Source organism: Achromobacter sp. AONIH1 (genome assembly GCF_002902905.1).
Taxonomy (GTDB): domain Bacteria; phylum Pseudomonadota; class Gammaproteobacteria; order Burkholderiales; family Burkholderiaceae_B; genus Achromobacter.
In genome coordinates, this window is the sequence record NZ_CP026124.1 from 3,163,220 (window position 1) to 3,185,979 (window position 22,760).

A 22,760-nucleotide genomic window follows, 5' to 3' on the forward strand; every position below is an offset into this window, starting at 1 on the left:
GCGAGGCGCAAAGCGGCGCTTTTGCCAGCGGTGCCTTTTTGGGGCGTGCGCGGGCGAGGCAGGGCAAATCGGCCGGGGCCGATTGCCGCATTTTTAGGTCGCAATTTGGGCGCTGCCTGGCATTGCTCCTTACGTGAAGTAGGGCAGCGGCCGGGCATTGCGCAATACGATGGGCTGGGCGTGCAGCCCATTTTTTTTGAGTATATGGCTGATTTATTCGCATTGACCGAAGAGGCTCTGGCCGGCATGGACGTCGAACTCGTCGACGTCGAGCGTGCCGCCCTGGGCCTTTTGCGCGTGACGATCGATCGGATCGGCGGCGTGCGCATCGAAGACTGTGAGCAGGTGTCTCGCCAGCTGTCGCGAGTGTACGAAGTCGAGAACGTCGACTACAAGCGGCTCGAAGTCGGTTCGCCGGGCGTGGACCGTCCGCTGCGCACCGAGGCCGAGTTCCGCCGTTTCGCGGGCGAGCGCATCGAGATCAAGCTGCGCGAGGCCATGGATGGACGCAAGGTCTTCTCCGGCACGCTGGTCGTGCCCGAGGATGACGCCGAGCCGCAAGCCGGCCAGGCGCAAAAGACCGTGTTCGGTCTCGAATTTGAGGCAAAGAAGAACGAAGTGCAGGTGTTGAACTTCTCGCTCGACGATGTCGAGCGCGCAAAACTGGACCCCGTTCTGGATTTCAAGGGCAAAAAGCGATGAGTCGCGAAATTCTTCTGTTGGTCGATGCCTTGGCGCGCGAAAAGAACGTCACGCGCGACGTGGTATTCGGAGCACTCGAAAGTGCGCTGGCCTCGGCCATGAAAAAGCGTTTCAAGGACGACGCCGAAATCCGCGTCTCCATCGATAGGGAAACCGGCAGCCACGAAGGGTTCCGCCGGTGGCTGGTCGTGCCCGACGAAGCGGGCCTGCAAGAGCCCGACAAGCAGGAAATGCTGTCGGACGCCCAGGAAATGGTGCCTGGCATCCAGGCTGGCGAATATATCGAAGAGGCCCTCGAGCCCGTCGAGTTCGGTCGCATCGGCGCCCAGGCCGCCAAGCAGGCGATCCTGCAGAAGATCCGCGACGCCGAGCGCGAGCAGGTCCTGAACGACTTCCTGGATCGTGGCGAGACCATCGTGTCCGGCACCATCAAGCGCATGGACAAGGGCGACGTCATCGTCGAGACCGGCAAGATCGAAGCCCGCCTGCCGCGCTCGGAAATGATCCCGAAGGAAAACCTGCGCGTGGCCGACCGCGTGCGCGCCTATGTGCTGCGAGTGGACCACGCCGCCCGTGGCCAGCAGGTCATCCTGTCGCGCACCTCGCCGGAATTCATCCGCCAGCTGTTCGAAAACGAAGTGCCCGAGATCGAGCAGGGCCTGCTCGAAATCAAGGCCGCCGCCCGTGATCCCGGCGTGCGTGCGAAGATCGCCGTGGTGGCTTACGATAAGCGCATCGATCCCATCGGCACCTGCGTGGGCATGCGCGGTTCGCGCGTGACCGCGGTCCGCAACGAGCTGGGCGGCGAACAGGTCGATATCGTGCTGTGGTCCGAAGACCCGGCGCAGTTCGTGATCGGCGCGCTGGCCCCGGCCAACGTCGAGTCCATCGTCGTCGACGAGGACAAGCACGCGATGGACGTGGTGGTGGACGCGGAAAACCTGCCCAAGGCCATCGGCGCCAAGGGCCAGAACGTGCGCCTGGCGTCCGAGCTGACCGGCTGGCAGATCAACATCATGACGCCGGAAGAAAGCCTGAACCGCCAGGAAGTCGAGCGGTCCGCGCTGCGCGCCACGTTCATGAACAAGCTGGACGTCGACGAGGAGGTCGCTGACATCCTGATCGACGAAGGCTTTACCGGTATCGAGGAAATCGCCTACGTTCCCATGCAGGAACTGCTGGAAATCGAGGCGTTCGACGAAGACACCATCAATGAGTTGCGTGCCCGCGCCCGCAATGCGCTGCTGACCGAGGCGATCGCCCAGGAAGAGCGTCTTGAGACCGCGCAGGACCTGTTGGAACTCGAAGGCGTGACGCCCGAGCTGGCTGCCAAGCTGGCCGAGCGTCAGGTGCATACGCGTGACGATCTGGCCGAACTGGCGACGGACGAGCTGGCGGAAATCGCCGGTCTGACCGAGCAGGAAGCCAGCGATCTGATCATGCGTGCCCGTGCCCATTGGTTCGACGAGGAATAACCATAAGGACACGCGTCCGCGGCGGACGGAGCGCTTTCATCCGCCGCGAGTTCACGTTGTTTGTCATAGCTGCATATAGGGAAGAGAGAGCCTAATGTCGAGTAACACCGTCGCCCAGTTCGCTACCGAGCTGAAAATGCCTGCCAACGTGCTGCTGGAGCAGTTGCGTTCGGCTGGCGTTGACCTCAAATCGGTTGACGATTCCGTCACCGACAGCGACAAGGCGAAATTGCTCGACTCGCTGCGTCGGGCCCACGGCGCGACCGAAGGCAAGAAGATCACCCTGACGCGGCGCCAGACCTCCGAGATCCGTCAGGCGGACGCCACCGGTCGCTCGCGCACCATCCAGGTCGAAGTGCGCAAGAAACGCGTCTTCGTCAAGCGCGATCCGTCCGAACTGGCGCAAGAGCACGCCGCCGCCGTGCGAGCGGAAGAAGAAGCCGCCGCCGCTGCCGCAGAAGAAGCGTGCGTGCCGGCAACGGCCGCGCCCGCCGCTCCCCAGGAGCCGATCCGCGAAGCCGCGCCCGTGCAGGCGCAGGCTCCCGCCGAGCCGGCGCCCGAGGCCAAGCCCGTCGTAGTCGAAGCGTCCGAGCCGGCGCAAGCGGCTGCGCCCGTTGAATCCGTCGCGGCCGAAGCGCCCGCCCCCGTCAAGGAACAGGCCCCTGAAGTCCAGGCGCAGCCCGAGTCCGAATCGACGCCGGCACCCGCTCCTGCCGAGCCCGTGGCCCAAGAGGCCAAGCCCGAAGTCAAGACTGAACCCGCCGAGCCCAAGGCTGAAGAAGCCAAGCCGGAACCCGTTGTGCTAGCTACCAAGTCAGAATCCTCTTCCTCGCAGGCCGCCGCGCCTGCCGCGCAGGCCCAGCAGCCCGCCGCCAAGTCCGAACCCGCCAAGGCGCCCGCGAAGGCTGAACCCGCCGCCGCGCCCAAGGCCGCCCGTCCCGCCGACACGCGTCGCGCCATGCCGCCGGTGGCGTCCAACGCCGCCCGCGACGAAGCGCGCCGTGCCGCCGAGGCCGAAGCCGCCGCGCTGCGCGAGATGCTGAACCGTCCGCGCAAGGTGCTGCGCGCTCCCGAGCCGGAAGCGCCTGCCGCGCCTCTGTCGGGCACGCTGCACAAGCCGGCCGGCAAGACCGCCGCCGCGCCCGCTGGCGCCGCCAAGAAGGACGCCAAGCCGGGCGCTCCCGGTTCGAAGAAGACCATCAAGACGGCCGAAGTCTCCTCGACCTGGTCCGACGACGCCTCCCGCAAGAAGCCGGCCGACAAGCCGGCGGCGCCTGCCAGCCGCGACGGCTGGCGCGCCGGCGGCAAGGGCGGTGGCAAGTCCGGCGGCCGTGGCGGTCGCAACCAGCAGAACGATCGCCGCAACGAGCCGGCGCCGCAGGAATTCATCGCGCGTGAAGTCCACGTGCCCGAGACCATCAGCGTGGCCGACCTGGCGCACAAGATGTCCGTCAAGGCCGCGGAAGTCATCAAGCACCTGATGAAGCTGGGCCAGATGGTCACCATCAACCAGGTGCTGGACCAGGAAACGGCCATGATCGTGGTCGAGGAACTGGGCCACGTCGCCATCGCCGCCAAGCTGGACGATCCGGAAGCCTTCCTGGACGAATCGGCCACCGTGTCGGAATCCGAGCAACTGCCGCGCGCGCCGGTCGTGACCGTCATGGGCCACGTCGACCACGGCAAGACCTCGCTGCTGGACTACATCCGCCGCGCCAAGGTCGCCGCGGGCGAAGCCGGCGGCATCACGCAGCACATCGGCGCTTACCACGTCGAAACCGAGCGCGGCATGGTCACCTTCCTCGACACCCCGGGCCACGAGGCGTTCACCGCCATGCGCGCCCGTGGCGCCAAGGCCACCGACATCGTCATCCTGGTGTGCGCGGCGGACGACGGCGTGATGCCGCAGACCCGCGAAGCCATCCACCATGCGAAGGCCGCCGGCGTGCCCATGGTCGTGGCCATGACCAAGATCGACAAGCCCAGCGCCAACCCCGACCGCGTCAAGCAGGAACTGGTCGCCGAGGAAGTGGTGCCGGAAGAATACGGCGGCGACGTGCCCTTCGTGGCCGTGTCCGCCAAGACTGGCGAAGGCATCGACGATCTGCTCGAGAACGTCCTGCTGCAAGCCGAAGTGCTGGAACTGAAGGCGCCGGTCGACGCCTCCGCCAAGGGCCTGGTCATCGAAGCCCGCCTGGACAAGGGCCGCGGCCCGGTCGCCACCATCCTGGTGCAAAGCGGCACGCTGCATCGCGGCGACGTGGTGCTGGCCGGCGCCAGCTTCGGCCGCGTGCGCGCCATGCTGGACGAGAACGGCAAGCCCATCCAGGAAGCCGGTCCGTCGATCCCCGTGGAAATCCAGGGCCTGACCGAAGTCCCGGCCGCCGGCGACGAACTGATGGTGCTGTCCGACGAGCGCAAGGCGCGCGAAATCGCGCTGTTCCGCCAAGGCAAGTTCCGCGACGTCAAGCTGGCTCGCCAGCAGGCCGCCAAGCTGGAATCCATGTTCGACAACCTGGGCGAAGGCACGCAGACCCTGGCGCTGATCGTCAAGACCGACGTCCAGGGCTCGCAGGAAGCGCTGGTGCAGTCGCTGACCAAGCTGTCCACCGACGAAGTGCGCGTGCAGGTCGTGCACGCCGCCGTGGGCGGCATCTCGGAAAGCGACATCAACCTGGCCATCGCGTCCAACGCCGTGGTGATCGGCTTCAACGTCCGCGCCGAAGCCAGCGCCAAGAAGCTGGCCGAGTCCAACGGCATCGACGTGCGCTACTACAACATCATCTACGACGCCGTGGATGAAGTGAAGGCAGCCATGTCAGGCATGCTGGCGCCCGAGAAGAAGGAAGAAGTCATCGGCCTGGTCGAGATCCGCGAGGTCTACAGCATCTCCCGCATCGGCAACATCGCCGGTTGTATGGTGCTGGACGGTCTGGTCAAGCGCGACTCGCAAGTCCGCCTGCTGCGCAACAACGTTGTCCAGTGGACCGGCCATCTGGAATCGCTGCGCCGCTTCAAGGACGACGTCAAGGAAGTCAAGTCGGGCTTCGACTGCGGTCTTACGCTGCGCGGCAACAATGACATCCAGGTGGGCGACCAGCTGGAAGTCTTTGAAATCAAGGAAATCGCGCGTACGCTGTAAGGCAGCGTCCGTGAGCTTTATCTCTACATGAGCCGTCACAAGTCCAAAGCCATCCCCGGCCGCAATCTGCGGCTGGCCGACCAGATCCAGAAGGATCTGGCCGGGATCATCCAGCGCGAGATCGACACGACCCGCGCTGGACTGATCACGCTCTCGGGAGTGGAGCTGTCGACCGACTACGCGCACGCGAAGGTGTATTTCACGGTCCTGGGCGCCGAGCCCGAGGCCGCGACCGCCTTGCTGAACGAGAAGGCCGGCTGGCTGCACTCGCAGCTGTACAAGCTGCTGCACATTCATACTGTCCCCACTTTGCGCTTCTTCCACGACGAGCAGATTGCCCGTGGCATTGAAATGTCGATCCTCATCGACCGCGCGAACCGGTCCGGCCCCCATTCGGGCGTGCCTGACGAACCTGAAGACCAGTCCTGATCGGGCTGTCGTCGCTGCTTCAACTTTCCGGATTCCGACGATGGCTAAACGACGCGGGCTTGCGCTCGACGGTGTGCTGTTGCTCGACAAACCTGTGGGTTTGTCGAGCAATCACGCCCTGCAGCGCGCCAAACGCACGGTGGACGCGGCCAAGGCCGGCCACACCGGCACGCTCGACCCTTTCGCTACCGGCCTCTTGCTGTGCTGTATGGGCCGGGCGACCAAGATTTCCGGCGCCATGCTCAACGCCGACAAGACATATCGCGCTACGCTGCAATTTGGCGAGGAAACCGATTCCGGCGACCTGACCGGCAACGTCGTCGCCACGGCCGCGCCCGGCTTCACGGTCACGGAGCAGGCGCTGCGCGATGCGCTGTCACGTTTTTCGGGCACGATCGAGCAGATTCCGCCCATGTACTCGGCGCTCAAGCGCGACGGCAAGCCGCTGTACGAGTATGCGCGGCAGGGTATCGAGCTGGAGCGGCCGCCGCGCCAGGTCACGATTTACCGCATCGAGCTGCTGTCCCTGTCCGGGACGCAGGCAGAGATCGATGTCGCATGCAGTAAAGGCACGTACATCCGCACGCTGGCCCAGGACATCGGGCGCGCGCTGGGGTGCTATGCCCACCTGGCGGCGCTGCGGCGCACGCACGTCGGGCCGTTTTCGCTGGACCGCGCCGTCACGCTGGACGCCTTGCAGGCCATGCCAGACCCCAAGCAGGCATTGCTTGCATTGAACGAATTGCCGGAGGGCCTGCTGCCTTCCAAAACCTTAAAGGACTCGCTATGACTCGCGCCCTGCGCAACGTCGCCATCATTGCCCACGTGGACCACGGCAAGACCACCCTGGTCGACCAGCTGCTGCGCCAATCGGGCACCTTCCGCGAAAACCAGGCGCTGACCGAACGGGTCATGGACTCGAACGACCTGGAAAAGGAACGCGGCATCACCATTCTGGCCAAGAACTGTGCCGTCGAATACCAGGGCACGCACATCAACATCGTCGACACCCCGGGACACGCGGACTTCGGCGGTGAAGTCGAGCGCGTGCTGTCCATGGTGGACGGCGTGCTGCTGCTGGTCGATGCGGTCGAAGGCCCGATGCCCCAGACCATCTTCGTGACCCGTAAGGCGCTGGCCCTGGGCCTGAAGCCCATCGTCGTGGTCAACAAGGTCGACCGTCCGGGCGCGCGCACCGACTTCGTCATCAACGCCACGTTCGACCTGTTCGACAAGCTGGGCGCCACCGACGAGCAGCTGGACTTCCCGGTGGTGTACGCCTCGGGCCTGTCGGGCTATGCCGGCCTGACCCCCGACGTGCGCGAGGGTGACATGCGCCCGCTGTTCGACGCCATCCTGCAGCACGTGCCGCAGCGCGACGACGATCCCAACGCCCCGCTGCAGATGCAGATCATCTCGCTGGACTACAGCAGCTACGTGGGCAAGATCGGCGTCGGCCGCATCAACCGTGGCCGCATGCGTCCCGGCATGGAAATCGCCTACAAGTTCGGCCCCGAAGGCCAGGGCGGTCGTGGCCGCATCAACCAGGTGCTGAAGTTCCATGGCCTGGAGCGCGTGGTGGTGGATGAAGCCGAAGCCGGCGACATCGTGCTGATCAACGGCATCGAGGAAATCGGCATCGGTTCCACCGTGATGGATCCGGTGGCGCAGGAGCCGCTGCCGATGCTGCGCATCGACGAGCCCACGCTGACCATGAACTTCATGGTCAATACCTCGCCGCTGGCCGGCCGCGAAGGCAAGTTCGTGACCAGCCGCCAGCTGCGCGACCGCCTGGACCGCGAACTGAAGTCCAACGTGGCGCTGCGCGTGCGCGACACGGGCGACGACACCGTGTTCGAAGTGTCCGGTCGCGGCGAACTGCACCTGACCATCCTGCTGGAAACGATGCGCCGCGAAGGCTACGAGCTGGCCGTGTCGCGTCCGCGCGTGGTGTTCAAGGAAATCGATGGCGTCAAGTGCGAGCCGTTCGAGTCGCTGACCATCGACGTCGAAGACGCCCACCAGGGCGGCGTCATGGAAGAGCTGGGCCGCCGCAAGGGCGACCTGCAGGACATGCAGCCGGACGGCCGTGGCCGCACCCGCCTGGAATACCTGATCCCGGCCCGTGGCCTGATCGGCTTCCAGAACGAGTTCCTGACGCTGACGCGCGGCACGGGCCTGATGAGCCACATCTTCCACGAATACGCGCCCATCAAGGAAGGCTCGATCGGCGAGCGCCGCAACGGTGTGCTGATCAGCCAGGACAACGGCGACGCCGTGGCCTACGCGCTGTGGAAGCTGCAGGATCGCGGCCGCATGTTCGTGAACCCGGGCGAAGCGCTGTACGAAGGCATGATCATCGGCATCCACAGCCGCGACAACGACCTGGTCGTGAACCCGATCAAGGGCAAGCAGCTGACCAACGTGCGCGCCTCCGGCACGGACGAAGCGGTGCGCCTGGTGCCGCCGATCCAGATGTCGCTGGAATACGCCGTCGAATTCATCGACGACGACGAACTGGTCGAACTGACGCCCAAGTCGATCCGCCTGCGCAAGCGCTACCTGCAAGAGCACGAGCGCAAGCGCGCCGCCCGCGAATCGGCGGTGTAAGCATGGCGCGGGGCCCGGCCCCGCGATGCGCTTCCCGCGTCGGACGTGGACGAGAAAATGCCCCTTGATCGCTCAAGGGGCATTTTCTTTGGCCGGACAATCTGCTCGCAGACTGGCTCCGGGGGCCCGTGCCTCAGCCGTGCTGATGCCGGTATTCCTGCGTCCGGCCGCCATACCCATACGCCGCGGCGCGCGCATCGATCACGTGTACATACGAGCACTCGTGCAGCTCGCCCAGGATGCCCCGGAAGGCATCGTAGATATCCTGGATGTAGCGCGCCTTCTCCGCCTTGGTGTTGGTCTCGTCGGTGACGCTGATGTCCAGGTGGAAGGCGTTCCTGCCCAGTTCGGACAGCGCCTGCCCGCCGATGAACCATTGTTCATGAGGGATGTACTGCAGCGTGATGGCGATGACCGGCAGCTTCTTGCCCAGCACGGACTGCGTCAGGCCGGCGACGGATTCGACGACGCGGCGGCTGACGGTGGGATCGGGTTGGCCGGACAGGTGGACGACGATGTGGGGCATGGCAGGCTCCTTCAAGTGGAGGATCGGATCGGAAAGGCCGGATGGCTGGAGCCAGTCTAGGTGTCGCGTTGACATCGGAAAAGCGGGAATTTACGATCTTATCCATCGTTAAATCCGTTGGATAAGGACTGCCCATGGCCGGTTTCGATCTGGATCAGCTACGCACCCTGGTCGCCGTGCTGGATGCGGGCAGCCTGACCGCCGCCGCCCCGCGCGTGTTCCTGTCGCAATCCTCGGTCAGCGAGCAGATGCGCAAGCTTGAGGAGCGCGCCGGCCAGCCGCTGTTGTTGCGCGGCAAGAATGGCGTGACGGCGACGCCAGCGGGCCTGCGCCTGCTGGAACATGCCCGCGCCATCCTGGCGCTCAGCGACGCGGCCTATCGCGACCTGCGCGGCGTGCCCATGCGCGGCGAGCTGAACCTGTGCATCACGGATTATTTCCGTCCCGGCGATGTGGCGCGCATGCTGCGCCGGCTGAACGAGCAATATCCGCAGTTGCGGCTGTACGTCAGGATCATGAAGAGCGGCGAGATCGAGAGCGCCTATGCGCGCGGCGGCATCGACGTGGGCGTGTCCATGGTCGTCCAGGAGGACGGCGCGGCGGACGGAATCCCGGCAGGCGAGATGCTGCGGCGCGAACCCTTGATGTGGATGGCGGCGCAAGGCGCGCGGCCAGGATGCGACCCGCTGCCGCTGCTGGCCCTGCCCGAGACCTGTGCGTTGCGTCAGTACGCCGAGCGCACCCTGACCCGTGGCGGCATCGCCTATGCCGTGGCGCACGTGGCCTCAGGCGTGGCCGGCCTGCAACTGGCGCTGGCGGCGGGGTTGGGCGTGGCCTGCCTGAACGAGTCGGCGCTGGCGCTGGGCATCGCGCGGCTGGATGCGCCGGACCTGCCGGCGTTGCCGCAGGCGGCGTTCCGGGTGCTGCCTGCCCGGCCCGGCGAGGATGCCTTCGTCGCCAGGGCGCGCGAGGTAATCACGCAGGCCCTGCGCTGACACGACGCCGAAGCGGCGTCCAAGGGGCATCGAAGGGGCAGGTATGGGGCAGGCAAGGCCGCCGCGAGCGGCGGCCTTGCCATACGTCAAGCTGGCAGCGAGGGCGCGTAGCGCGCGTCGGCGTTGCTGACCTGGGCGTGGAATTCCGCCACCTTGCGCACGACCTTTTGCGGATCGTCCTCGATGATGAACAGGTTCAGGTCGTGGGCGCCGATCATGCCGTTGCTCAGCAGCTGCGCGCCCAGCCATTCGACCAGGCCGGACCAGTATTCGCTGCCCACCAGCACGATGGGCGCGGGCGGCACCTTGCCGGTCTGGATCAGCGTCAACGCTTCGAAGAGCTCGTCCAGGGTGCCGAAGCCGCCCGGCATCGCCACGTAGGCGAAGCTGTGCATGAAAAAGGTGGCCTTGCGCGAGAAGAAGTACTCGAATGACAGGCTGATGGTCTGGTATTCGTTGTTGTGGGCCTCGTGCGGCAGGCTGATGTTCAGCCCGATGCTGGTGCCGCCCGCTTCGAATGCGCCCTTGTTGGCCGCTTCCATGATGCCGGGGCCGCCCCCGGCGATGACGGCGAAACCGGCCTGCGCCAGGGCCTTGGAGATGGCGACGGTGGTTTCATAGTGCGGGGAGTTGCGACTGACGCGTGCGCTGCCGAAGACACTGACCGCGGGCCCGATGTGTGCGAGCTTTTCTGCCGCTGTCCGTATCTCTGACATAATCAGCGGAATTTGTTTGCCGGCGGGTGTACTCATATCTGCCTTTGTAACCATGAAAAAAACCTTATTGCTGGTCGACGGTTCAAGCTACTTGTACCGCGCTTTCCACGCTATGCCTGATTTGCGCAACGCGCAAGGCGAACCCACGGGTGCGCTCTACGGCGTGGTGAACATGCTGCGCAAGCTTGTATCTGACCATAAGGCAGAGTATGCCGCATGTATTTTCGATGCGCGTGGCAAGACCTTCCGGGACGACCTGTACCCGGACTACAAGTCCCACCGCCCGCCCATGCCCGAAGACCTGGCGGCGCAGATCGAGCCCATTCACCGCGCCGTGCGCGCGCTGGGCTGGCCGGTGCTGGCCATCGAGGGCGTCGAGGCCGACGACATCATCGGCACGCTGGCCTGCCGCGCGGCGGAGCAGGGCGTGGACACCATCGTCTCCACCGGCGACAAGGACCTGGCCCAGCTGGTGAACAGCCAGGTGACGCTGGTCAACACGATGAGCGGCGAAGTGCTGAACGAGGCCGGCGTGCTGAACAAGTTCGGCGTGCCGCCGGATCGCATCGTCGACTACCTGATGCTGGTCGGCGACACCGTCGACAACGTGCCCGGCGTGACCAAGGTCGGCCCCAAGACGGCGGCCAAGTGGATTTCCGAGTACGGTTCGATCGACCAGCTGATCGCCGACGCCGACGGCATCAAGGGCGTGGCCGGCAACAACCTGCGCGAAGCGATTCCGAACTTCCCGCTCACGCGCCAGCTGCTGACGGTGAAGTGCGACTGCGACCTGACCGGTCATGTCGAGAGCATCGAGGACCTGGCGCCGCGCGAGCGCGACGACGCCACCCTGGTCGAACTGTACGAGCGCTACGGTTTCCGCACCTGGCTGCGCGACCTGACCGGCGACGCCGAGCGCGTGCCGGCGGGCGATGCGCGCGTGGCCGCCGCGCCGCCCGTGGCGCCGGCGGAACAGGATTACCGCATCATCGCCGATTGGGACGCCTTCGACGCCTGGATGGCCAAGGTCGCCGAGGCGCCGCTGGTGGCGCTGGACACCGAAACCACCTCGCTGGATGAAATGCAGGCCCGGCTGGTGGGCCTGTCGATGGCGGTCGCGCCCGGCGTGGCCTGCTACATCCCGGTTGCGCATCGTGGGCCTGACGGCGCGGAACAATTGCCCAAGGACGAGGTGCTGGCGCGGCTCAAGCCCTGGCTTGAAGACGCCTCGCGGTCCAAGCTGCTGCACCACGCCAAGTACGACGCCCATGTGCTCGAGAACGAAGGCATCAAGCTGGCCGGCATCGCCGAGGACACCATGCTGCAGGCCTATGTGCTGGAATCGCACCGTGGCGTGGGCCTGAACGATCTGGCGCAGCGCTACCTGGGCCGCAGCGGCGTGTCATACGAAGACCTGTGCGGCAAGGGCGCCAAGCAGATCGGCTTCGACGAGGTCGCGGTCGACAAGGCCGGCCACTACGCCGCCGAGGACGCCGACTTCACGCTGCAGCTGCATCACGCGCTGCGGCCGCAGGTCGAGGCCGACGCCGGGCTGAACCGCATCTACCTGCTGGAAATGCAGGTGTCGGCGGTGCTGACCATCATCGAGCGCAACGGCGTCAAGGTGGACGCGGCCGAGCTGGGCCGCCAGAGCCACAAGCTGGGCCAGGAAATGCTGCAATTGGAGCAGAAGGCCTATGAGCTGGCCGGGCAGCCCTTCAACCTGAATTCCCCCAAGCAGTTGGGCGAGATCCTGTTCGGCCGCATGCAACTGCCGGTGGTGCGCAAGACCGCCGGCGGCGCGCCGTCCACCGACGAGGAAGTGCTGACCAAGCTGGCGCAGGACTATCCGCTGCCGCAGGTGCTGCTGGAATACCGCGGCCTGTCCAAGCTGAAGTCCACCTATACCGACAAGCTGCCGCGCATGGTCAATCCGGCCACCGGGCGGGTGCACACGCATTATTCGCAGGCCGCGGTCATCACCGGCCGGCTGGCCTCGTCGGATCCCAACCTGCAGAACATCCCGGTGCGCACCGAGGCGGGCCGCCGCGTGCGCGAGGCCTTCATCGCCGAGAACGGCATGCTGCTGTCGGCCGACTATTCGCAGATCGAGCTGCGCATCATGGCGCACGTGTCCGACGACGCGAACCTGCAGCGCGCCTTCGCGGCGGGCGAGGACATCCACCGCGCCACGGCATCCGAGGTGTTCGGCGTGTCGCTGGATCAGGTCAGCTCCGAGCAGCGCCGCGCGGCCAAGGCCATCAACTTCGGCCTGATCTACGGCATGGGCGTGTTCGGCCTGGCGTCGAACCTGGGCATCACGCGCGACGCGGCGCAGGCTTATATCGACCGCTACTTCGCGCGCTATCCCGGCGTGGCGATGTACATGGAAGAGACGCGCCGGCTGGCTCGCGAGCAGGGCTATGTGGAAACCGTCTTCGGTCGCCGCCTGCAACTGCCCGAGATCCGCGGCGCTTCGGGCCCGCGCCGCCAGGGCGCGGAACGCGCGGCCATCAACGCGCCCATGCAGGGCACGGCGGCGGACCTGATCAAGATGGCCATGGTGGCCGTGCAGGACTGGCTGCAGGCCGAGGGCATGCAGACCCGCATGATCATGCAGGTCCACGACGAACTGGTGCTGGAAGCGCCTGACGCCGAAATCGAGGCGGTGCGCGAGGCGCTGCCGCGCCTGATGTGCAACGTGGCCGAGCTGCGCGTGCCGTTGGTGGCCGAGGTGGGCGTGGGCAAGAACTGGGAGCAGGCGCACTAGCGCGCTCGCGCATTGCCGTCTCTCGAGCAGCGGAAATGGCCGCCTTGGGCGGCCATTTCCGCTTTTTGGAGTGCAACAATATAATGTTGCGCTTCCTCTCCTTCGATCCCCGTTCCCATGTTGCTGCTCTGGATCCTGCTTGCCACCGTCACCGGCGGACTGCTCGCCGTCGTGGTCGCCAGCTGGCTGGCCTACAAGGTCTTTTCGCAGTATCTGCACCACATGGTCAGTCTGTCGGTCGGCGTGCTGTTGTCGGTGGCGCTGCTGCACCTGCTGCCCGAGGCCTTCGAGTCCGGCGTGGCCGACGCACACGTCCTGTTCGGGCTGATGCTGGCCGCGCTGATCGGCTTCTTCGTGCTGGAGAAGATCGCGTTGCTGCGCCACAGCCATCATCATGAAGGCGATGGCCATCATCACCACAAGGGCCATGACCGCCACGAGGCGGGCCGGGGCGGCGTGATGATCCTGATCGGCAGCTCGCTGCACAACCTGTGCGACGGCGTGCTGGTGGCGGCGGCCTTCCTGACCGATCCGCTGCTGGGCGTGCTGACGGCGGCTTCCATCATCGTGCACGAGGTGCCGCACAAGCTGGGCGACTTCGTGGTGCTGCTGAACGCCGGGCTGGCGCGGCGGCGCGCCTTCTCCCTGATCCTGTTCACCAGCCTGTGTTCAGCCGTGGGCGGCATAATAGGGTTCTTCCTGCTGCAACAGGCCCAAGGCCTGGTGCCGTATGTGCTGGTGGTCGCCGCGAGCAGCTTCCTGTACATCTCGGTGGCCGACCTGATGCCGCAGATGCACGAGCGCGTGTCGCTCGCCGATGCCATCCCGCAACTGCTGCTGGTCGGCGTGGGCGTGGCGCTGATCTACAGCGTCACCACCTTGATGCATCATGGCCATGAGCACGATGCCGCGCCCCAGGGCGCGCCCGTTGTGGAGCACGGCCACCGCCATTGAGGCAGCCCGCGACCGTCCGGCGGCGCCCTGACAGGAGTACGCCATGAGCTTTTCCGCCGCCGCCGGCAAGATTGCCCCCACCGTCATTCACACCGACGCCGCCGGGCTGGCCCACGGCGATTTCCAGCTGCCCGTGGATGACGGCGCCATCGCCGCCTACTATGCCGCGCCCGCCGGCAGGCAGAACCTGCCCATCGTGCTGGTGGTGCAGGAGATCTTTGGCGTGCACGAGCACATCAAGGATCTGTGCCGTCGCCTGGCGCACGCCGGCTACTTGGCGGTGGCCGCCAACCTGTACGAGCGTCAGGGCGATGCATCCGCCTACACCGACATTCCCAAGCTGGTCGCCGAGCTGGTCAGCAAGGTGTCCGACGAACAGGTCTACGCCGATCTGGACGCCAGCCTGGCCTGGGCCGCCCGCAACGGCGGCGATCCGGCCCGCGTGGCGGTCACCGGCTTCTGCTGGGGCGGCCGCCTGACCTGGATGTATGCCGCGCACAACCCGGCCGTGAAGGCCGGCGTGGCCTGGTACGGCAAGCTCAGCGTCGGCCACGGCCCGCTCATCAAGCGCTACGCGCTGGACGTGGCGCAAGACCTGCGCGCCCCGGTCCTGGGCCTGTACGGCGGCCGCGACGCCAGCATTCCGCTGGCCGACGTCGACAGGATGAAGGCCGGCCTGGCCGCCGGCAGCGTAGCGGCGCGCCGCTCCGAGATCGTGGTCTACCCCGAGGCCGACCACGGCTTCCTGGCCGACTATCGCCCCAACTACAACGCCCAGGCCGCCCAGGACGGCTGGCGCCGTATGCTGGACTGGTTCCAGAACCACCTCTAATAGCCCGCAGGCAAGAACGCCCTCAGCGGGGCCGCGCGGAGCCGGCTTCGCCGGTCCGCAGCGGCGCCCCTTGAGGGGAGCGCGCAGCGCTCGGGGCTGGGTCTACCCTTCAGACTCTCGCAGGCGGCTCGGCAGCAGCTCGCCGTGGCGGGCCAGCAGCGGGTAGGCCGCCGCGCCCACCAGGTGGGAGTTGATGCCCTTCATGTCGCGCAGGATGTCCAGGTACAGCGCGCCCACTTCGGCGGCGTCGACTTCGCCGGCCTTGATCCGTTGCAAATGCGCGTCCGAGGCCTGGGTCTCGATGCCGCGAAAGCGCGCCTTCTCGCCCGCCAGCGCGCGCGCTTGCCGCAGGTCGTCGTTGACGAACAGGGCGGCGGCCTGGCGCTGGTTGGCGATGAGCTGGCCCAGCGTGTCTTCCAGGCTGGCGCGCTGTTCGGCCGAGAAGACCCAGCCTTGCTTGCGCAGCTTGGCGACATGGCCGAGCAGGCCGTGGTGGGCGATGTCGCCGGCATGGCCGACGTTGCTGATGAAGGCCAGGATGTCGTCCATGCGCTGCAGGTCTTCGCGCGTCATGTTCTCCTGGTCTAGCGTGGCCAGGTAGGTGGTGATGGCGTTCTCCAGCTTGTCCAGCGCGCCGTCCAGCTGGCGCGCCTGCACCATGCGGTGGCGGTTGTCGCGCTTGAAGCCGGCGCGCGCATACAGCAGCAGGGTCTGCAGCATGTCGGCCATCCGCAGCGCCTCGCGCGCCGCGTTGCCCAGGGCCACGGCCGGCACGTCGTGGGCCCATTCGTCCAGGTACTGCGGTCGCGACGGATCGTTCGGGTCGGCGCGCTTGGGCAGCCAGCGCGTGAGCAGGGCGGCGTAAGGCGCGAGCACGGGCAGGAACACCAGCGCGATCACGGCGTTGAACAGCGTGTGGAAGTTGGCCACGGCGCGGGCCGGATCGGCTTCCAGCAGGTTCATCAGCGGCTGCACCAGCGGCAGCGCGACCAGCCCGGCCAGCACGCCCAGCGCGCGCGTCAGCAGATTGCCCAGCGGCAGCCGGCGGGCGGCCGGATCATCGCCGGTGACGCCCTCGATCATGGGATTGATGGCGGTGCCCAGGTTGGCGCCCAGCACCAGCGCGAAGGCCACGTGCGGCGCCACCATGTGATGGCTGGCCAGCGACATGACCAGCACCACCACGGCCACGCTGGAGTGCGCGGCCCAGGTGAAGATCGCCGACAGCAGCACGGCCACCACCGGCTGGGTGGACAAGGCTTCCAGCACCATGCCCAGCATGGGCGCGCTCTGGAACGGCTCGAACAGCTGCACCAGCTGGTGCAGCGACAGCAGCAGCAGGCCCAGACCGATGAAGACGCGGCCCAGGTCGCGGGTGCGGCCGGGCGGGTAGCGACGGAACATCCAGACGCCGGCCAGGATCAGGATGGGCGCCAGCGAGGTCAGGTCGAAGGACAGCAGCTGGACGATCAGGGTGGTGCCGACGTTGGCGCCCAGCATGGCGGCCAGGGCCGGCACCAGGCCGACCACGCCGCCGGCGGCAAAGCCGGTGATCATCAGGCCGGTGGCGGTGCTGCTCTGCAGCGCCGCGGTGATGCCCAGGCCGGCGGCGAAGGCCCGCAGGCGGGTGCCCAGCGCACGCCCCAGGGCAGCGCCCAGGGCCGCGCCGAAGGCGCGCTGCACACCGGTCTGGACCATGTGCACGCCCCAGAGCAGCAGGGCGACGTAGCCGGCGAAGTCGAGCAAGGTGATGAGTGCGGACATCCTGGCGTGTTCTTTCTATGACAAGTAATAATTTTGTAATGATCGCATGCCCGGCGCCTGCCGGGGCAAACCGTCCCTGATAGAGCATACGCCCGCCAGGGCCATGCTGCCCGCCGGCGGGGCTTGCGCGTATCATTGCCGCATCTTCTAGATTGCATTGGGGTGTGGGGTGGCAGTTTCCGTATTCGATCTGTTCAAGATAGGCATAGGCCCGTCCAGCTCCCACACCGTGGGGCCGATGCGGGCGGCGCTGCTGTTCGCCCAGGGCCTGGAACGCGACGGCCTGATGCCGCGCGTGGCCTCGGTGCGGGCCGAGCTCTACGGCTCGCTGGGCGCCACCGGCAAGGGGCACGGCACCGACAAGGGCGTGTTGCTGGGCCTGATGGGCGAAGCGCCCGACACGGTGGACCCGGCCGCCATCGCCGGCCTGCTGGCCTCGGTGCGCGGCAGCCGCCAGCTGTCGTTGCTCGGACGCCACACCGTACCCTTCATCGAGAAGGAACACATGATGTTCTACCGGCGCGAAGCGCTGGCCGAGCATCCCAACGGCATGAAGTTCCACGCCTACGACGCCGAGGGCGAGTCGCTGCGCGAGTCGCGCTACCTGTCCGTGGGCGGCGGTTTCGTGGTCACGGCCGGCGCGTCCAACAGCCAGGTCATCGCCGCCCATGACCAGTTGCCGTTTCCGTTCCGCACCGGCCGCGAGCTGCTGACCATGTGCAAGGAAAGCGGGCTGACGGTGGCCCAGCTGATGATGAAGAACGAACTGACCTGGCGCGACGAGGCCGAGGTCAACGGCGGCCTGGATCGTATCTGGCAGGTCATGCAGGACTGCGTGGCGCGCGGCTGCGGCATCAATTACCCCGAGGCCGATGGCGAGCTGCCCGGCCCGCTGCGGGTGCGTCGCCGCGCCCCCGAGCTGTACCGCAACCTGACCCAGCGCGCCGAGCGCACGCTGTCGGATCCGCTGTCGGTGATGGACTGGGTCAACCTGTACGCCATGGCCGTCAACGAGGAAAACGCCGCCGGCGGCCGCGTGGTCACGGCGCCGACCAACGGCGCGGCCGGCATCATCCCGGCCGTGCTGCACTATTACGACCGCTTCATCCCCGGCTCGAACCGCGAGGGCGTGCGCGCCTTCCTGCTGACCGCCGCGGCGGTGGGCCTGCTGTACAAGTACAACGCCTCGCTGTCCGGCGCCGAAGTCGGCTGCCAGGGCGAGGTCGGCGTGGCCTGTTCCATGGCGGCGGGCGGTCTGGCCGCGGCGCTGGGCGGCACGGTCGAGCAGGTCGAGAACGCGGCCGAGATCGGCATGGAGCACAACCTGGGCCTGACCTGCGATCCCGTCGGCGGGCTGGTGCAGATTCCCTGTATCGAACGCAACGCCATGGCCTCGGTCAAGGCGGTCAACGCCGCCCGCATGGCGCTGCGTGGCGACGGTCAGCACTACGTGTCGCTGGACTCGGTCATCAAGACCATGCGCGAGACCGGAGCCGACATGAAGACCAAGTACAAGGAAACCGCGCGCGGGGGGCTGGCGGTCAACATCGTCGAGTGCTGAGGCATGGCGAGCGGCAAGGGAACGGGTTCCGTCACGGTCGATGATGTGGCAGCCCAGGCGGGCGTGTCCATCAAGACCGTGTCGCGCGTGCTCAACAACGAGCCGAACACCAGCGAGAAGACGCGCGCCAAGGTCATGGCCGCGATCGAGCTGCTGAAGTACCAGCCCAATCCATCCGCGCGCCGGCTGGCCAGCAAGCGCTCCGACCTCATCATGCTGGTGTACGACAATCCCAGCGACAACTACCTGATCAACATCCAGCAGGGGGCGCTGGACGCGTGCCGGCGCTATTTCTACAGCCTGCTGCTGCAGCCCTGCGACTACCGCGCCGAGGGCCTGGCCGAGCAGATCGCGCAGGCGGCGCGCCAGCGCGCCTGCGCCGGCGTGGTGCTGACGCCGCCGGTGTCCGACGTGCCGGCGCTGATCGACGCGCTGGACCGAGGCGACATGCCCTATGTGCGGCTGGCGCCCAGCTATCCGAGCGTGAAAGGGTTGGAAGTCAGCACCGACGACCGTTCCGCCGCGCGCGACATGACCCGTTATCTGATCGGCCTGGGGCATCGACGCATCGGCTTCGTCGCCGGCCATCCGGACCACGGCGCCGCCCACGAGCGCCTGCGCGGCTATTGCGATGCGCTGGCCGAGGGGGGATTGCAAGTCGACGACAGCCTGGTCGAGCAGGGCCTGCATTCCTTTGATTCCGGCGTGCATTGCGGCGATCGGCTGCTGGATCGCGCCGACCGGCCCAGCGCCATTTTCGCCGGCAACGACGACATGGCGGCCGGCGTGCTGTACGCGGCGCATGCGCGCGGCATCAAGGTGCCCGACGAATTGTCGGTGGCCGGCTACGACGACACGCCCTTGTCCCGCCAGACCTGGCCCAAGCTGACCACCTTGCGCCAGCCGATCCGCGACATGGCCTACGCGGCCGTGGAACAGCTGGTCTCGCGCGAACCGCAGGCGCGGGTGCGCACGCTGGGCTACGAGATCGTGGTGCGCGATTCGACGCGGGCGCTGGACTGAGTCCGCCGGCGCGCCGCGCCCGACGCGGACCTCGACGCAACGCGAGCTGTCAGGGCGCGACGCGCAGCCGTTCCTGCACGTCGTCTTGCGGGTCGTAGCCGATGCTGGCGCGTCCGCCAGCGACATCCCAGGCGCTGCCCCGGTTGGCGGAGACTCCGTTGACGATGACGCTGCCGCCTTCCCAGTTGGACGAGTCGGCCGTCAGCGCGGCGATCAGCAGCCGTTCCAGGTCGCCGTTGGACAGCCACATGTCGCGGAACCAGGCCAGGGCGCGGCGGCTGGGTTCATCCAGCGCGCCGTCCGCGGGCGCGCGCTGGTGCGCCACGCCGGAATAGGTGATGTCGCGCGGGTCGTTGCCGTCGGGCAGGATCCAGCCGATGCGCGCCGCCACCGTCGACAGGCGGCCTTCGGTTACGGCCGAATAGGCGCGGCACAGGCGCTCTCCCATCACCTTGGAGGTGCCGTAGGCCAGCGAAAGCACATCGCGCTGTCCATCGAACCAGCGCGTGCCGGGCGCCGGCTCGGTCTGCGCGGTGAGCTTGCCGGGGCCCATGCGCGCGGCCAGCGGCTGGTCCTTGTAGCCGCCCATGGCATGGTTCGACGATGAGAACACCAGCCGGCGCGCGCCATGCGTGGCCGCCGCCGTCAGCACGTTCAGCGTCATGTTGTAGGAGCCCAGCGCCTCTTCCCAGCTGGCGTCGGGCGTGGAATGGCGGGCGGCCAGGTGCAGCACGGCGTCGACGCCCTCGAAATGGCGGGTCCATGCGCCATCGGGATCCTCGAGATCGGCGGCGACCAGCGTCAGGCGTTCGCGCAGCTCGGGCCCGAACAGGGTGTCGTCCGCGTGCAGGTCGATGCCGACCAGGTGTTCGCACCAGGCCTGGCGCGCCAGGATGGCCAGGGCCTTGCGGCCGATCTGGCCGGTGGCGCCGGTGACGACGATGCGGGCGGGAGGAAGGGATGCAGTCACGTTGAGGGTTTCCGGTTCAGGGCAGCAGGGGGCACAGGCTGACGGGCGAGCGCAGCGCGAAGGACGCGCCGGCGCGTTCGGGCATGCCGGTGACGGGGTCGATGCGCAATGCGCGGATGAGATGGTCGTCCTGCGATGCGATCAGCAGGAAGGCGCCGTCGGGCGTGAAGGCGATGTCGCGCGGCGTGCGCCCGCCGGCGGGGAAGTGGCCCAGCGGCTCCAGCCAGGGCGCGTCGCGTCGCAGGCGGAAGGCGGCGATGCTGTCGTGGCCGCGGTTGGAGACCATCAGCAGCCTGCCGTTCGGGTGCAGCCGGAGCGCCGCGGCCCAACTGGCGCCGGTCCAGCCGGGCGGCAGCGTGCTGGCGTGCGCCAGTTCGCGGGGCGGGGTTCGCGCATCCCCGGCCTGCCCGTAGACGCTGAGCGTATTGGACAGCTCATTGACCGCGACGATCAGCGCGCCGGCCAGGACCAGATGGCGCGGCCCCGAGCCGGGCCGCGCACGCAGCGTCCAGTCGGGCTCCGGCGCCAGGCCGTCGGCCTGCACGCGATGGCGGACGATCGCGTCGGTGCCCAGGTCGCACAGGTACACATGCGCGCCGGCGGCATCGGGCATCGCGAAATGCGCGTGCGGGCCGTCCTGGCGGTCGGCGCGCGGCCCCGAGCCCTGGCGCCTGAGGGCCTGCGGCTCGCCGTCGGGCAGGCCCTTGTCGTCCAGCGCGTAGCACAGCAGTTCGCCCGAGCTGTAGTTCGAGACGTACAACTGGCGCGCCACCGGATTCACGCTGACGTGGCAGGGGTCGGCGCCCGGCACGGCGGTGCGGCCGATGGGGCGCAGGCGCGCGCCGCCGTCCTCGATGGCGCTGATGTCCAGCGCCGCGTCGCGGCTGCGTTCGCTGACGCTGTAGAGCCGGTCGCCCCATGCGCACAGGTAGGAAGGATTGACCGGGCCGGCCAGGGCCTGGCGTTCGCGGAACGTGGCGGATTCGCCGTCGAATTCCAGCAGGTGTATGCCCAGGCCGCGTCCCTGCACATGGGGCAGGATTTCCGTATAGGTGCCTACCGCCAGCAGGCAGCTGCCCGGCGCGGAGGAATGTTGGGATTCATGCACGTTCGGACCTCGTCGCTACGTCTATCCAGACCGCCAGCACCAGCACGGCGCCCTTGACGATCATTTGCCAGGAAGTATCCACGTTCATCTGCTGCATGCCGTTGTCCAGGCTGGCCATGACCAGCGCGCCGATTAGCGCGCCGTACACGGTGCCCGAGCCGCCGCGCATGGACGTGCCGCCGATGAAGCAGGCGGCGATGGCGTCCAGCTCGCCGCCCACGCCGGCCGACGGCGAGCCCGCCGCCGCGCGCGCGGTGGTGACAATGCCGGCGAAGGCGCACATCAGGCCCATCAGCATGAACACCATCAGTTTCACGCGCTTGACGTTCACGCCGGACAGCCGGCTGGCCTCGACGTTGCCGCCCACCGCGTAGACGTGGCGGCCGAACACCGTCTGGCTGGTGATCCATGAGAATACGCCAAGCAGCGCCAGCAGGATGAGCACCGGCAACGGCACGCCGTGGGCCTGGTTCAGCACCAGCACGAAGCCCGCGGCCGTGGCGGCGATCGCGCCGACCTTGAGTCCGTCGGCCCAGGCCGGCGCCAGCGCCAGTCCCAGCCGGCGACGCTGGCGCCGGCGCGACAGGGCCAGGCCGCAGGCCAGCGCGATGATCAGCGCCACCATCAACCAGGACAGCGCCGGCGGCACGAAGGCCTGGGCGATGGCGCCCAGATCGTCGGGCACGGGGGCGATGGTGACGCTGTCCGTGCTCAGCTGCAGCAGTCCGCGATAGGCCAGCATGCCGCCCAGGCCGACGATGAAGGACGGCACGCGCAGCCGCGTCGTGAGGCAGCCGTTGACCAGGCCCAGCGCGGCGCCGGCGGCCAGCACGGCGGCCACCGCCAGCCAGGTGTTCCAGCCCAGGTTCACCGTCAGGATGGCGGCCAGGCCGCCCAGCAGGCCCAGCAGCGATCCCACCGACAGGTCGATCTCGCCGGCGATGATGACCAGCACCATGCCGCAGGCCAGCATGCCGGTGACCGACATCTGCAGGAACAGGTTGGAGATGCTGTTGGGGCGCAGGAAGGTGCCGCCGGTCTGGTGCCAGAAGAACAGCCAGATCAGCGCCAGGGCCAGCACCATCGCCAGCAGCTTGTGGCGGGCGAAGAGCTGGCGCAGGGGCTGGCGCGCGGCCTTGGGGCGGGGTTCGGCATAGGAAGAGGCGAGGGTCTGCTTCATGGC

General features: G+C 67.5%; 18 protein-coding genes. 12 read left to right on the plus strand and 6 right to left on the minus strand.

Annotation, left to right across the window (positions count from 1 at the left end; genetic code table 11):
* The first annotated feature begins 204 nt into the window (after positions 1-204).
* The 6 genes from rimP (at position 205) to typA (ending at position 8,358) form a co-directional block, all read left to right on the plus strand.
* The gene (gene rimP, locus C2U31_RS14485) at positions 205-702 is read left to right on the plus strand and encodes a ribosome maturation factor RimP (protein ID WP_103273396.1); all 498 of its coding nucleotides are present in this window, start codon (positions 205-207) and stop codon (positions 700-702) included.
* Positions 699-2,177 (plus strand): transcription termination factor NusA, encoded by a 1,479-nt coding sequence (gene nusA, locus C2U31_RS14490; RefSeq protein ID WP_103273397.1) that lies wholly within the window; start codon positions 699-701, stop codon positions 2,175-2,177. Before rimP ends, nusA begins: the two co-directional genes overlap by 4 nt.
* Before the next feature lie 94 nt (positions 2,178-2,271).
* Positions 2,272-5,319 (plus strand): translation initiation factor IF-2, encoded by a 3,048-nt coding sequence (infB, locus tag C2U31_RS14495; protein ID WP_103273398.1) that lies wholly within the window; start codon positions 2,272-2,274, stop codon positions 5,317-5,319.
* Between the two features lie 27 nt (positions 5,320-5,346).
* Entirely contained in the window at positions 5,347-5,748 is a 402-nt protein-coding gene (gene rbfA / locus C2U31_RS14500; protein WP_103273399.1) for a 30S ribosome-binding factor RbfA, read from the plus strand.
* 40 nt (positions 5,749-5,788) lie between these two features.
* Positions 5,789-6,538, plus strand: a complete 750-nt coding sequence (gene truB, locus C2U31_RS14505) for a tRNA pseudouridine(55) synthase TruB (RefSeq protein WP_103273400.1) — start codon at positions 5,789-5,791, stop codon at positions 6,536-6,538.
* Positions 6,535-8,358: a translational GTPase TypA gene (typA, locus tag C2U31_RS14510; protein WP_103273401.1), complete on the plus strand. Its 1,824-nt coding sequence runs from the start codon at positions 6,535-6,537 to the stop codon at positions 8,356-8,358. Before truB ends, typA begins: the two co-directional genes overlap by 4 nt.
* A gap of 133 nt (positions 8,359-8,491) precedes the next feature.
* Here typA and C2U31_RS14515 read toward each other — a convergent pair whose 3' ends face one another.
* Complete coding sequence (locus tag C2U31_RS14515; protein WP_103273402.1) at positions 8,492-8,884, minus strand: 4-oxalocrotonate tautomerase; 393 nt, start codon at positions 8,882-8,884, stop codon at positions 8,492-8,494.
* Between the two features lie 134 nt (positions 8,885-9,018).
* On the opposite strand from C2U31_RS14515, the gene C2U31_RS14520 reads away from it, so the two are divergent.
* Positions 9,019-9,879, plus strand: a complete 861-nt coding sequence (locus C2U31_RS14520) for a LysR family transcriptional regulator (protein WP_103273403.1) — start codon at positions 9,019-9,021, stop codon at positions 9,877-9,879.
* Positions 9,880-9,965: 86 nt separating this feature from the next.
* Here C2U31_RS14520 and C2U31_RS14525 read toward each other — a convergent pair whose 3' ends face one another.
* A complete protein-coding gene (locus C2U31_RS14525) occupies positions 9,966-10,595 on the minus strand; it encodes a TIGR00730 family Rossman fold protein (protein ID WP_103273404.1) in 630 nt (209 codons plus the stop codon).
* Positions 10,596-10,647: 52 nt separating this feature from the next.
* Between C2U31_RS14525 and polA the strand changes: the two genes are divergently transcribed.
* The 3 genes from polA to C2U31_RS14540 all read left to right on the plus strand — a co-directional run bounded on the left by polA (position 10,648) and on the right by C2U31_RS14540 (position 15,151).
* The gene (polA, locus tag C2U31_RS14530) at positions 10,648-13,365 is read left to right on the plus strand and encodes a DNA polymerase I (RefSeq protein WP_103273405.1); all 2,718 of its coding nucleotides are present in this window, start codon (positions 10,648-10,650) and stop codon (positions 13,363-13,365) included.
* Positions 13,366-13,482: 117 nt separating this feature from the next.
* A complete protein-coding gene (locus C2U31_RS14535; RefSeq protein ID WP_103273406.1) occupies positions 13,483-14,319 on the plus strand; it encodes a ZIP family metal transporter in 837 nt (278 codons plus the stop codon).
* Positions 14,320-14,362: 43 nt separating this feature from the next.
* Positions 14,363-15,151 (plus strand): dienelactone hydrolase family protein, encoded by a 789-nt coding sequence (locus C2U31_RS14540; protein WP_103273407.1) that lies wholly within the window; start codon positions 14,363-14,365, stop codon positions 15,149-15,151.
* A gap of 102 nt (positions 15,152-15,253) precedes the next feature.
* Here the strand turns inward: C2U31_RS14540 and C2U31_RS14545 are convergent, their stop codons facing one another.
* Positions 15,254-16,915, minus strand: a complete 1,662-nt coding sequence (locus C2U31_RS14545; RefSeq protein ID WP_103273408.1) for a Na/Pi cotransporter family protein — start codon at positions 16,913-16,915, stop codon at positions 15,254-15,256.
* 169 nt (positions 16,916-17,084) lie between these two features.
* On the opposite strand from C2U31_RS14545, the gene C2U31_RS14550 reads away from it, so the two are divergent.
* On the plus strand, positions 17,085-18,476 hold the full coding sequence (locus C2U31_RS14550) for an L-serine ammonia-lyase (protein ID WP_103273409.1): 1,392 nt from the start codon (positions 17,085-17,087) through the stop codon (positions 18,474-18,476).
* Between the two features lie 3 nt (positions 18,477-18,479).
* Positions 18,480-19,499, plus strand: coding sequence for a LacI family DNA-binding transcriptional regulator (locus C2U31_RS14555; RefSeq protein WP_103273410.1), 1,020 nt, complete (start codon positions 18,480-18,482; stop codon positions 19,497-19,499).
* 49 nt (positions 19,500-19,548) lie between these two features.
* Here the strand turns inward: C2U31_RS14555 and C2U31_RS14560 are convergent, their stop codons facing one another.
* Genes C2U31_RS14560 through C2U31_RS14570 form a run of 3 tightly spaced genes read right to left on the minus strand, consistent with a single transcriptional unit; the run spans position 19,549 to position 22,757 of the window.
* A complete protein-coding gene (locus C2U31_RS14560; protein ID WP_103273411.1) occupies positions 19,549-20,469 on the minus strand; it encodes an NAD(P)-dependent oxidoreductase in 921 nt (306 codons plus the stop codon).
* 16 nt (positions 20,470-20,485) lie between these two features.
* Positions 20,486-21,577, minus strand: a complete 1,092-nt coding sequence (locus C2U31_RS14565) for a lactonase family protein (RefSeq protein ID WP_103273412.1) — start codon at positions 21,575-21,577, stop codon at positions 20,486-20,488.
* Positions 21,570-22,757, minus strand: a complete 1,188-nt coding sequence (locus C2U31_RS14570; RefSeq protein ID WP_103273413.1) for a sugar ABC transporter permease — start codon at positions 22,755-22,757, stop codon at positions 21,570-21,572. The genes C2U31_RS14565 and C2U31_RS14570 overlap by 8 nt, the downstream gene beginning before the upstream one ends.
* Between the last annotated feature and the right edge of the window lie 3 nt (positions 22,758-22,760).